This window comes from Synergistaceae bacterium, assembly GCA_021372895.1.
Taxonomy (GTDB): Bacteria; Synergistota; Synergistia; order Synergistales; family Synergistaceae; genus JAJFTP01.
Window position 1 is genome coordinate 1 of the sequence record JAJFTP010000025.1, and the last position, 11,905, is coordinate 11,905.

Here is an 11,905-nt window from a genome sequence, read left to right on the forward strand (position 1 = left end):
ATGCATCCTGAAAAGAAAAAATAACCTGCTAAGTTTGACGTGTGATAATTATATTGTTTCCTGACAGATGACAGAATGGGAGACCCCATCCTGCCATCTGTTTTCGATTGCTGGAATGTGAAGGATATGTGCTGATAGCGCATTTACGCAGCGGTGTTGTGGATCGAACGCAGTAAATGAGAGAAGTGCAGCTGTTGAAGTGTCAAATCAAAAAAACGGCGGAACTTTTAACTGCCGAAGAAGCTGAGTCTTTTTTGGTGCATGATATATCGGGCGTGCTCCGCCTTTCCACTGTAAAACTCATCCGCAATTTTCTTGATGTATTCTGATTATACGGCATTACAATATCTGAGTGTGTATGTGTTTTAGTTTTTTATATATCAGCAGATGATACGGGGGTGCCCATGATGACAGAGAAAATGCTTGATTTTATGAAGAAATTCGGGATTGCACTGGCCGGAGCAGCAATATTATTCGCCGGCGGAACTTTTGGTGCATATATTGTCGGGCGGCAGTCCGCTGTTACGACTGACGGTGTTGTAAATCAGGCGGCATCTGCCGTGACCAGCGCCAACGCCCAGGAAGTTTACACGGGTAATCCAATCGTCGGCATAGTAAAAAGGAGTTCTCCTGCGGTCGTGAATATCGATACGGAGACCATGGTTAAAGTGACCCCCATGCCGAATCCGTTCGCGGGAGATCCATTCTTTGAGGAATTCTTCGGTGAGGAGTTCTTCGGGGACGGAGGCCAGGAGCGCACTGTGCCGCGCATCGGCAAGGGCTCAGGTTTTATCGTGAGCAAAGATGGTTACATACTGACGAACAACCACGTAGTCGAGGGCGCGGACAAAATCCGGGTGACGCTGCTTGACGGAAGGACTTTCAGCGCCAGGAAGGTCGGTCAGGATCCGACGTTCGATTTAGCGGTAATTCAGATAAAGGCATCGAACCTTCCTGTACTGACTCTTGGTGACTCAGATGCCACTGAAGTGGGCGAATGGGTAGTGGCGATAGGTAACCCGCTCGGGTTTGAGAATTCTGTCACGGTAGGCGTCGTCTCGGCAAAGAACAGAACGTTGCAGGCTCCAGACACGAGCTTTCAGGGTTTTATGCAGACTGACGCAGCTATTAATCCGGGTAACAGCGGAGGGCCGCTCATCGACCTTAAGGGCAATGTAGTAGGGATCAACACGGCTATCGTGCCGTATGCGCAGGGCATTGGCTTTGCGGTACCTGTGAATATGGCTAAGCAGATTATGGATGACCTTATCAAGCACGGAGAAGTTCGCAGGGGATGGATCGGAGTTACGGTGCAGCCTCTTACATCCTCACTTATAGAGGCATATAAGATCCCGGTTAAGGAAGGCTCTATCATAGCTGATGTACGGAAGGGTTCTCCGGCTGAGAAGTACGGGCTCAAACGCGGCGACGTGATCGTTTCGATCGGTGGGCAGAAGGTCAAGACCAGCCAGGACGTAGTATTCTTTGTCAGAAATAAGCTCGCCGGCGACAAGGTCAAATTTGAGATTTACCGTAACGGTAAAAAACAGGAAATAGAAATTGTGCTTGGGGAGATTGAAGGGAGCAATGCCCAAAAGAAACAGAGAAAAAGCTCCACTTTGAAGACACCGGACACGAGGACCTCAACCAAAATCGGCATAACGGTAGCAGAGATCAACAGCAGCCTCAAGGAGCGCTATGGACTGGAGGATGACAACGGGCTGGTTGTCGTTAATATCCAGCCCGGGACGCTTGGTCAAAAGCTCGGACTTCGCCCAGGTGACGTGATTCTCGAAGTCAACAGGAAAAAGATGGAGACGGTTGCAGATTGGAATAAAGTCATCGGAGCCGGAAACAAGGCGCTGGGGCTTCTCATATCAAGAAGCGGGCAGACGCTTTTCATCTCTGTTGATATGTGACGCTCCCCATTATGTAGCCTTTTGGCTCGATCAGAACATCGCTAATGCCGACATCCAAAAGCTCAGCTTTGATAATGTCCAGTTTATCAGACAGACCGGAGATAAAACTCTGGTCTGTCTCTATTTTTGCTCTCTTTCCGTCGAAGCGGAGCCGTATCTGTGTGTTTTCAGGCAGATATTTCCTCAATATATCCTCGCCGCGGTCTATCTGTGTCAGCAGTTCCTTACTCACCTTGACCCCTGTCGGTATCCGCGATGCCAGGCATGCTGACGCGGGCTTCTCTGCGGTGGGGAGCCCTGATGCTGCTGATAGTTCCCTTATCTCTGTTTTTCTCAGACCACACTCGAGAAGTGGGCTGAGAGTCCTCTTCGATTCACTCAGTGCCCTCATTCCGGGCCTGTAGTCATTGAGATCGTCGATATTTGATCCGTCCAGCACCCACGGGATATGCCATTGATCGGCATATCTCTCGAGTGTCTTGAGTCGTATTGATTTGCAGATATAGCAGCGCTCAGGTGTGTTGGCACAGAATTCACGGCTGTCGGTCTCGTCTGTCGGTATACGTATGAGCGGCATGTCATAGCGCTCTGCGAATGAAAATATTTCTCCCTTGTCCTTTTCAGAAAGCAACGGAGACCATATAGTAAACAAAAACGCCTGATTGCCGAGAATCCTGCCTGTGGTATAAGCGAGAAAAGAACTGTCAGCGCCGCCTGAAAACGCAACGGCAACGCGCCCCAACTCTTTCAGGCGTGTCTCAAGTTGCAGTAATTTCTCCTGAGGAGTGAGCGGCATATCAGCTTTTCTTTCTGTAGCAAAAATCACAGAGGGGATCCCCGCCCATGATAGTGTGCGAACGGACAAGCTCCAGCTCCGGATCGAAGCCTTCAAGGAATGCGGAATCGCGGTCGCATGAGATCAGCGCGCCGATATCTCCGTAGCCCAGATCTTTGTAGAGGGTTGCAAATTCACAGCGCGTGACATTAAAGCGCAGGGTTTCCCTTGAATCCTCAAGAATTTCCTGTTCCAGTTCCCCGCCGGTATTCCACTTGGATATGCAGTTTGCCTTGAGACTTTCAAGACCTCCGCCGCAATCCAATGATTTTTCCCTGCCAAGGTTACGAGCGATATCCTGCATTGTGCGCCGTACTATGCCGTATGTTTTTTCCTCTCCGTACTCCTCCGCAAAAGCCCTGATCAAAGGACCCAGCACCTTCATCTCTATCTCTCTCTGCTGAAGAAGGGGTACGTCTGCAAAATTTTCTCTCATACACATCACTCCGGATCTCAGTTTAAATTATGGCAGTTATGTAGTTATGCTGATATTTTACATGCAAACCTCCGCTTATAGCCACATCATGATAAAATATTATAAGGTATAGAAGATCTATCACTAAGTACTGAGGAGGCAGGGAAATGACAGAATCCACTAAGGACGAGAGAATCATGGAGCTGGAAGCGGAGATAGCAGATCTCAAAAAAGAGCTCGAAGAGCATAAGGAAGCTGCTGAAGCGAAACACCTGATTGATTTTGAAAAGGTGAAGAGCGCCATCGATGATAGTGCTCATGGTGTTCTTAACGCTATCAGACCGGTGATTGAAAAGTACGAAGAGCCAGGCAGAATGGCTGTTGCCAAGGTTGGGAACAAAGTCTCAGATAACCCGTTCCTTTCTGTCATAGTATCCTTTGGTGCAGGTATAGTAATTGGCAAGATACTGGACAGCTGCTGCCGCCATGGAGAAGAATAGCTATTAGGGCATGGGCTGCCGTGCTGAATGAGGTGAGTCCGATGGGAACCATTACGGGTGCCTTGATGAGCTTTTTTGATCTCGTTGAGGCAGAGGGCAGGACTTTAAGAGAAAAGACAATAATAGTCATAGAAGGCATCCTCATAATGTGTTTTGGTGTTCTGTTGATCTTCGTTGGCGCCATAGCGGCAGGATGTGCTTTATATATGTTGTTGCGCTGTTACATCGGAGGTCCTGCGGCAGCAGGTGTCGTTGCTGTTCTGCTTGCAGTTCCGGGATTTTTGATCCTGTCGAAGGGGCGGAATACCTCCAGAAACGGAGGCGGCCCCGTTGAATAACGAAAAATTGACCCTGGACGAAGCCAAGGCCAGATTTGCAGCTTCATTGGAAGCTGCCGATCCCGTCAAGGCCATACAGGAAAGACCGTTCAAATCGATAGGCATAGCGCTCAGCACCGGGATAATGCTGGGCTTATCTGGCAGAAAAATATCAATGCTGCTGTTTCCCGGGGCGCGCACGATAGCGAAAATATTCAAGAAACTGACAGCCTGATATTTTTGCCGTATCGCGGGATTTGCGCAAAGGTATAAACGCGGTTAAAGAGCTTGTCCGTCTCAGTTGGTGTGATTTGCCAAAGCGGCGGAGTCCAAAGCATTTTCATGGATTTCCCGCCATCTTGCGAAAAAGCATCTGCCGGTTTTTGATCCTATGATTTGTAAGGGTAAGCGTCGGTCCTGAGCGGAATAAGAATAATAAGGCGTGTGGCTTGGATGCACATGAAGAGAAATAAAAAAACTCCCTGCATTTTGCAGGGAGTAAATTGTTATTTGGAGGCGGCACCCGGATTCGAACCGGGGATGATGGATTTGCAATCCACTGCCTTACCGCTTGGCTATGCCGCCACGAAGGAGAGTATAACGTTCATACTAAAACGTGTCAAGAAGTGTCAGCCCGGAGATTACATGATATTTTTGATTTTTTGCTGTTTTTTCGCAATAATTGTTGTTCCTGTTGAAGGCCTTGTTCTGATTTTGCTTTTAATCCCATGATTATCATGAGAATATTACTCCTGTCCTGCAAATTTCCATCCGGCCCTATTTGGGATTTTCCACATAAAATCCACACAAATTAGTCATAAAATACCCATAGACGCCTGATAAGATTGAACAATGAACATTATAAGATGTTTATTACAAAATTGGAGGTAGATGGATATGAAGAAGAAAATTTTTTCAGCAATGATCTTGGTGCTGGTTTTCGCGGGCAGTGCGTTCGCGGCCCCATGCCTAGGCAAGCCGGCGGGAAATGCAATGGGATATGGTATCCCGATGCGGCAGGGATACATGATGCGGGATAACATGACTCCGGAGACAAGAGCCAGGATGGAAGAGATGCACAGGCTCCGTGTGGAGCTCCGTGAGGAGATCCAAAAGACCGTTCCGGACAAGGCAAGGGCCCGTGATCTTAACAATAGAATTTTGAACATCAGGCAGGAGCTTGAAAATCAGCGCTTCAACGATATATGCGCAAACCCAAGGCTTCTTGACGGACGCGGCAAGGGCAAAAATATTCCTGCCGAACAGAGGGCTAAAATGGAAGAGGTCCGCAAACTACGTGAAGAGATAAGAACGGAGCTTCGTAAGGATACGCCGGATAAGGCAAAAGCGCAGGCAATGCACACGCAGGAGCAGAAACTGACCCGTGAAATAGAAACAGCGCGCTTTGAAGAGATCCTTAAGAACCCCGCAAAGTTTGCGGCAAGAGGTCAGAAGCGTGAAATTTCAGCTGCGGACAAGACCAGAATAAACGAGCTGAAAAAGCTACAAGAGCAGATAAGGGTCGAGTTCAGCAGGGATGTTCCTGACAAGGCGAAGATCCGTAAACTCAATAAGCAGGCTCAGGTAATTAAAAATAAACTTAATGACTCCAGGCTTGAAGAGATGCTTAAAAATCCCGGTAAGTTCAAAAACAGTCCGAATTTCAGTATGGGACAGAATGCTGGCTATTGCCCCGGTTTCAATCAGGATCAGCAGTAACTGATTGTAATAATATTCAAAATATATATCTCAAAGGAGCGGGCTTACGCCCGCTCGCTTGTTAAACAGGCAGAAATACTCTAAACTGCACGAAAAATTGGAATTAGAATATGAACTGTCGTAATGCACAGGCTGAATATTGCTAACTCAACTTTCCCACCGTCTTTCCCGCATGCTTTTGAGCGGGAATCCAGCGACTTCAATATTTTAGAGCCACTGGTTTTCCGCTGAATAACATACAGAGAAGACGAAAAACAGAGGTTTTGGATCCACTAGTAGCAAGAGGTGGGAAAGTTGAGTTGCTAACTAATGATTTTGAAGAAAGATATAGCCGACTGTTTCCAAGAAACGCATTTCCCGCATATAGACTTGTCTATTGATCTGCGGCATCATAAGCAATAAAGCGTAATTATAAACGGAGGTCAATACAGCATGAAAATACTTATAGTAGAGGATGAAAAAGCAATATCTGACGTAGAGAAGGCATATATAGAGCGTGACGGCTACGGTGCCGATATAGCGCCTGACGGCCTCCGTGCGCTTGAGTTGTTCCGCGGGAACTGCTACGATCTGGTGCTGCTTGATCTCATGCTCCCGGGCATGCAGGGAGAGGATGTATGCAGAGAGATGCGCAAGGTGTCCAATGTCCCAATACTTATGGTGACGGCCCGCAGCCGTGAAGACGATGTTGTCGCAGGGCTTGACGCCGGTGCGGATGACTACATAGTGAAACCGTTCAGCCCGAGGGTCCTCATGGCACGCATTCGCGCCAACATAAGAAAAATGGACGGATCCGGTGATGGGATGGCGCAGATAATTACAATAGGGGACAGCTTAGTGATCGACGTACAGAATTTAACGGTAAAAAAGAACGGAGAGGATATACCTCTTACAAGGAACGAATTCATGATACTTTCTAAAATGGCGGCGCGTCCAGAGAAGACATGGAGCAGGGACGAACTGATAACATATGCGCTTGGCTATGAATACGACGGTTTTGAGCGCTCAATAGACAGCTATATTAAAAATATCAGAAAAAAACTCTCCGATACAGATCATGAAAACGGATACATCAAGACAGTACACGGCTTCGGCTACAGGATAGCGGGGCGGCTACCGGAATGAAACGTTCACTGCACACCCAGATGTTGATACAATATGTCGCAATAGTCATAATCTGTATGATTGTAATACCTACGGCGATATCCAAGCTGCTTGATCACCAGTTCCGCCGGTTTGCCGGGGATAAGCTCCTCGAGGATCAGCAGGAAATAGTACTTTTTATGCAGCAGATATACAGCAGCAGCAATTCCTGGGATAAAGCCCTCCTTTCGGAAATAAGAGGTGATTTTCTGCGCTGGCCCATAGTCCGCGCTGTTCTTTTCGACGCGGACGGAGTTGTTGTGCGCGAGTTCCGACGCCAGATAAAACGAGATCGGGGAATGATGATGAATGATGACAAAATGCAAAACATGCACGGTCATGTCCGAGAGCTTGTTTTCAAGGATGAGCCGGTCATTGTAAACGGGAAAAAGGTTGGGACGGTACGTTTTGTCTGCCTGCCCTTCAATGACAGCAGGGAAGGTGTTTTCCTTCGCCAGTTCAACAGACATATGTATTACGCCGTTGCTTTTATGCTCGCGATAGCCATGCTCATCGCATTCTTCATGGCTGAGAGGATAAGCCGGCCTGTGCTGAACGTAGCTAAACGGGCTTCTTTGATAAGCAAAGGCAATTACAGGATCACTGATGGAATGAGCTCCGATATAACTGAGATACAGACGCTTATAGACAGCATCGACAGGCTTGGGCTCGAACTGGAGGCTCAGGAGGAACTCCGTAAGCGCCTTATGAGCGACATAGCCCATGAACTGCGGAATCCCGTTACGATAATCAAATCACACCTTGAGGCGTTTGAGGACGGAGTATGGGAGTCGACGCCCGAGCGTGTGAAGCTGACAGTTGACGAAATCGACAGACTTTCGAATTTGATCACAGAGGTAGAGAGCCTTATGTCGATAGAGAACGCCGGAAACAACATCTCACTCTCGACTGTGGATCTCTCTGAAGAGCTTGAAAATATTGCTCTCTCGTTTGACCCGCTCTTCGACAACAAATCTGTTTCGCTCTCAAGAGACATAGAGCAGGATGTTTATATAGCGGTTGACGTAGTCAAAATACGGCAGGTGGTTGAGAATCTGCTTTCAAATGCGCTGAGATATACCGACGTTGGGGGGAGCGTGACCATTTCATTGAGACGCGGCGGCGGTAATGTCGAAATCTCAGTTGCAGACAGCGGAATAGGCATATCTGGGAAAGACATTCCCTATATATTCGAACGCTTCTACCGCGCGGATAAATCACGTGCCAGAAAGAGCGGCGGCATGGGGATAGGACTTGCGATAGTAAAGGCCGCCGTTGAGGCACACGGCGGAAATATCAGTGTAGACAGCAAAGAGGGAGCAGGCAGCAGATTTACAGTTACGATACCTGTATCCCTTACGCATGCATGATAAAGGCGGGGGTGTAATAGATATTGAAAAAGTATTTTTTTGCAATCACAATAGCGGTCCAACTGTTGTTTGCAGGAGCATCTTTTGCGGCAGAGCCCCTGACTTTGGACTACTGCATAAAGACTGCGCTCGAGAAACATCCGGATCTGGTCGTGGCAGCAAGGAAGATAGATTCCAGGAAGGCTGCTGTCGGCGAGGCTGTAGCTGACGGACGTCCTCAGCTTAGCGCCGGGGCGAATTACTCAAGGAACGGCAACAGCGATGAAGATAGCGACAATGGGTCGTACAAAACGGACGTTACACTTGAACAGTCGATCTATGACTGGGGCCGGCGGAATTTGTCAGTATCAGGAGCGAAGCTTGATACAGATGCTGCAGTCTCCGATTACATGGCAGCACGTGATCAGGTGGTGTCAAATGTACGTGAGTCCTACTACGGGCTTAATAAATCGATCCGGGATAATGAAGTTGCCAGGACAAGATACGCCAACTATAAAAAAAGGCTTAGCTGGGCCAAGTCCTATTACAGTGCCGGCACTAAGGCTAAGATAGAGGTAACAAAGGCCGAATCTGACCTTGCAAGCGCGAAACTTACACTTGTCAAGACAGTATCATCTATTGAGCAGTACAAGGCATCTCTTGCATCCGCAATGGGAGTGCCGATGCTTCAAATAAGCGGTATAGCAGATGAGCTGGGGTATATTGATTGGAACATAAGCATGGAAGATGCGCTGAAAAAAGCCGATGAAAACAGGCCGGAGCTCATAGCGCAGAAGAAGAGGGTCGAGTCGGCGAAGGCTCGGCTCGAGCTTCAGAAAAAAGGCCTCTCTCCGAATTTAACAGGAACGGCAGGATACAGCATATATGGATCAGCTCCGGCTGATACCAGCGAATGGACCGCCAAGGTCGCGGTAAGTATCCCGTTAAGTGACGGAGGACTTACAAGGAGCAAGGTCCAGGGGGCTGCGGCGGATCTTGCACAGGCGGGTGCCGAGATGGAAAGTCTTTCAAACTCAGTGGTGCTTGAGGTAAGAAAGGCAGTGGAAGCCCTGATTGAAGCAAAAGAATCTTTTGCCGCATCCGGTGAAGCTGAGCGCCAGGCCAAGGAGACTCTGGACCTCGCACTCGAAAGATACAGGGCCGGAGTCGGCAACAGTCTGGAAATATCTGACGCCGTAGAAAGTTATGCAACGGCCCAGACAAATACAGTCCAGTCGTTGTACGACTGCAGAAAAGCACGGCTTGATCTTGAAAAGGCTATGGGAGGGTTGAATTAATCATGAAAATTGGTGTTATTAAAAAATATTTTGGTCTGAAGGCTGCCATAGCCTTAGTTATAATCCTTGCCGCAGCCGGAGGGGGATACTGGTACATGACGCACCGTACACAGGAGATACAGTACCAGACAAAAAAAGCCGTCAAATCTGATCTGCGTTCCGTAATATCCGCTACAGGCAAGCTGAACCCGGTTGAAACCGTTGATGTCGGGACACAGATATCCGGAACCATAAACGAAGTTTACATAGACTACAACAGTGTGGTCAAAAAGGGAGACCTAATAGCGGAGATGGATCCTTCAACTCAAATAGCAAATGTTCAATCAGCCAGGGCGGCATTAAATTCAGCGCAGGCTAACCTGGCAAATGCCAAAGCGGTCCTCTCCAACGCACAGAAGAACCTTGCGCGTACCAGAATACTTGCCGCTAAGGACCTTGTAGCCAGATCCGACCTTGATAATGACGAGAAAGCATTGCTTGTGGCAAAGGCGGAGAGTGCAGCGGCAGCTGCAAATGTGGACCAGAGCAGGGCAGACCTTTATAAGGCTGAGATAACCCTTGGTTATACCAAAATATATTCACCCATTAACGGTGTCATCGTATCCAAGAATGTTGAAAAAGGACAGACAGTGGCGGCAAGCTACCAAACGCCAAGTATTGCAGAAATTGCAAAAGACCTTACACAGATGCAGGTTGAAATCGATGTTGACGAAGCTGATATCGGCGGAGTAAAAGAGGGTCAGAGTGCAATATTTACAGTTGACACGTATCCGGATAAATCTTTTGAGGGAAAGGTCTCTCAGATACGCCTCGCACCTGCCACAACATCTGATAATGTGGTCACTTATACAGTAATAGCCAAAGTTTCAAATAAAAATGGCGTTCTTTTGCCCGGGATGACCGCAAACGTATCTCTTATAGTCAAGGAACGCGAAAATGTAATAGTGGTACCGAACAGTGCATTTCGTTTCAAACCTGTCGATCTGAACGCTAATACGGCAACGCAGGGATCTCCGGGAGGCGGCAAGCTGAATATAGCTGAAGTTGCAGCTCCGGCTGTTTATAAGTTGGATAAAAAAACGCCTGTAAAAGTTGAGGTTAAAAAAGGCATAACAGATGGACAGAATACTGAAATTATATCCGGTATCTCCGAAGGAGAGGACATAATAACCGGAATAATTATCGAGAAAGAGGATAAGTAGATGGCTCTCGTTGAACTCAGGCAAATAAAAAAAAGTTTCATGCTTGGGAAAGATGAAATGGAGATTCTTCATGGAATTGACTTTACTGTAGAAAAGGGTGAATTTGTCACAATGATGGGGCCTTCTGGATCAGGCAAATCTACGACCATGAACATTTTAGGCTGTCTCGACAGGCCGACTTCAGGGACATATATCCTTGACGGAGAGGACGTAGGTCTCCTTGACGGAGATACGCTTGCGGAAATACGAAACAGGAAGATAGGGTTTGTCTTCCAGGGTTATAACCTGCTGCCAAAGACGAGTGCAATTGAAAATGTCGAGCTTCCTCTGCTATATGCAGGAGTCCCGGCTAAAGAGCGGCACCGGCTGGCTAAAACCGCGCTTGAAAATATGGGACTAGGTGACAGACTATACCACGAACCAACGCAGCTTTCCGGAGGACAGCAGCAGCGGGTCGCCATCGCACGCGGCATAGTCAACAGAGCTCCCATACTTATGACCGACGAGCCCACGGGCAATCTTGATTCAAAGACAAGTGACGAGATAATGAGCCTTTTCCGAAAGCTCAACGAGGAGGACGGTATCACTATTATCCTTGTCACCCACGAACCGGACGTTGCGGCTTATGCCAAAAGGGTCGTTCACTTCAAGGATGGGATGATCCAGCGTGATGAGCTTAACGGAAAGGGGCACACTTCATGATATCAACGGTAGAGATATGCCGGACTGCGGTCAGGGCCCTTAAGAGGAACAAAACACGCTCAATGTTGACCGCTCTTGGTATAATCATAGGCGTGGCCGCTGTGATCGCTGCGTTTGCAGTAGGAGCTGGTGCTAACAAGAGCATAGATGAACAGATAGCATCATTTGGTAGCAATTTTATAATAGTTTTTCCTGATAGGTCTGCAATGTCTACAACCGGGATAATGCGCTATTTGACCTATGGTGATTCCCAGGCGATCGAACGCGAAGTCTCAGGAATAGAAGCCGTGGCTCCGATGATAAACACATCAGGGTCTGTTATATACGGAAATACCAACTGGAGTACAAGTATTACAGGAAGTACACCTTCTTTCTCCAAAGTGAGGGAGTGGGAGATAGACAGCGGAAGGGACATAAGCGAGAGCGATGTGCGGCAGGCGACAAAAGTTGCGGTTATAGGCAATACAATAGTTGAAAAAATGTTCCCTGGGGAGAACCCCCTTGGA

Annotated in this window: 13 protein-coding genes and 1 tRNA gene; 11 read left to right on the forward strand and 3 right to left on the reverse strand. The window is 47.9% G+C overall.

The features are described 5' to 3' along the window. Positions 1-407: 407 nt before the first annotated feature. Complete coding sequence (locus tag LLF78_02330) at positions 408-1,919, forward strand: Do family serine endopeptidase (protein MCE5201338.1); 1,512 nt, start codon at positions 408-410, stop codon at positions 1,917-1,919. Here the strand turns inward: LLF78_02330 and larE are convergent. Continuing rightward, on the reverse strand, positions 1,900-2,745 hold the full coding sequence (gene larE, locus LLF78_02335; GenBank protein MCE5201339.1) for an ATP-dependent sacrificial sulfur transferase LarE: 846 nt from the start codon (positions 2,743-2,745) through the stop codon (positions 1,900-1,902). The two genes, LLF78_02330 and larE, sit on opposite strands and share 20 nt — an antisense overlap. Then, positions 2,717-3,190 (reverse strand): L-2-amino-thiazoline-4-carboxylic acid hydrolase, encoded by a 474-nt coding sequence (locus LLF78_02340; protein ID MCE5201340.1) that lies wholly within the window; start codon positions 3,188-3,190, stop codon positions 2,717-2,719. Before LLF78_02340 ends, larE begins: the two co-directional genes overlap by 29 nt. A gap of 146 nt (positions 3,191-3,336) precedes the next feature. On the opposite strand from LLF78_02340, the gene LLF78_02345 reads away from it, so the two are divergent. The 3 genes from LLF78_02345 to LLF78_02355 are packed head-to-tail and all read left to right on the forward strand — an operon-like array spanning position 3,337 to position 4,221. After that, positions 3,337-3,669 (forward strand): hypothetical protein, encoded by a 333-nt coding sequence (locus LLF78_02345; protein MCE5201341.1) that lies wholly within the window; start codon positions 3,337-3,339, stop codon positions 3,667-3,669. 41 nt (positions 3,670-3,710) lie between these two features. After that, positions 3,711-4,007: a hypothetical protein gene (locus LLF78_02350; protein MCE5201342.1), complete on the forward strand. Its 297-nt coding sequence runs from the start codon at positions 3,711-3,713 to the stop codon at positions 4,005-4,007. Beyond that, positions 4,000-4,221 carry a hypothetical protein gene (locus tag LLF78_02355; GenBank protein ID MCE5201343.1) on the forward strand — a complete coding sequence of 74 codons (222 nt, stop codon included), beginning with the start codon at positions 4,000-4,002 and terminating at the stop codon, positions 4,219-4,221. Before LLF78_02350 ends, LLF78_02355 begins: the two co-directional genes overlap by 8 nt. Positions 4,222-4,497: 276 nt before the next feature. Here LLF78_02355 and LLF78_02360 read toward each other — a convergent pair. Then, positions 4,498-4,571, reverse strand: a tRNA-Cys gene (locus LLF78_02360). Between the two features lie 312 nt (positions 4,572-4,883). Here LLF78_02360 and LLF78_02365 point away from each other — a divergent pair. From LLF78_02365 to LLF78_02395, 7 genes are all read left to right on the forward strand, one after another. Next, entirely contained in the window at positions 4,884-5,705 is an 822-nt protein-coding gene (locus LLF78_02365) for a hypothetical protein (GenBank protein MCE5201344.1), read from the forward strand. Positions 5,706-6,137: 432 nt separating this feature from the next. Then, entirely contained in the window at positions 6,138-6,830 is a 693-nt protein-coding gene (locus LLF78_02370; protein MCE5201345.1) for a response regulator transcription factor, read from the forward strand. Further along, on the forward strand, positions 6,827-8,218 hold the full coding sequence (locus tag LLF78_02375) for a hypothetical protein (protein MCE5201346.1): 1,392 nt from the start codon (positions 6,827-6,829) through the stop codon (positions 8,216-8,218). Before LLF78_02370 ends, LLF78_02375 begins: the two co-directional genes overlap by 4 nt. Positions 8,219-8,241: 23 nt before the next feature. After that, positions 8,242-9,495: a TolC family protein gene (locus LLF78_02380; GenBank protein MCE5201347.1), complete on the forward strand. Its 1,254-nt coding sequence runs from the start codon at positions 8,242-8,244 to the stop codon at positions 9,493-9,495. A gap of 2 nt (positions 9,496-9,497) precedes the next feature. Continuing rightward, the gene (locus tag LLF78_02385) at positions 9,498-10,697 is read left to right on the forward strand and encodes an efflux RND transporter periplasmic adaptor subunit (protein ID MCE5201348.1); all 1,200 of its coding nucleotides are present in this window, start codon (positions 9,498-9,500) and stop codon (positions 10,695-10,697) included. After that, positions 10,698-11,399 (forward strand): ABC transporter ATP-binding protein, encoded by a 702-nt coding sequence (locus LLF78_02390; GenBank protein ID MCE5201349.1) that lies wholly within the window; start codon positions 10,698-10,700, stop codon positions 11,397-11,399. Continuing rightward, positions 11,396-11,905 (forward strand): ABC transporter permease (locus LLF78_02395; GenBank protein ID MCE5201350.1); only part of this gene is annotated, 510 nt, incomplete at its 3' end. The genes LLF78_02390 and LLF78_02395, both read left to right, overlap by 4 nt.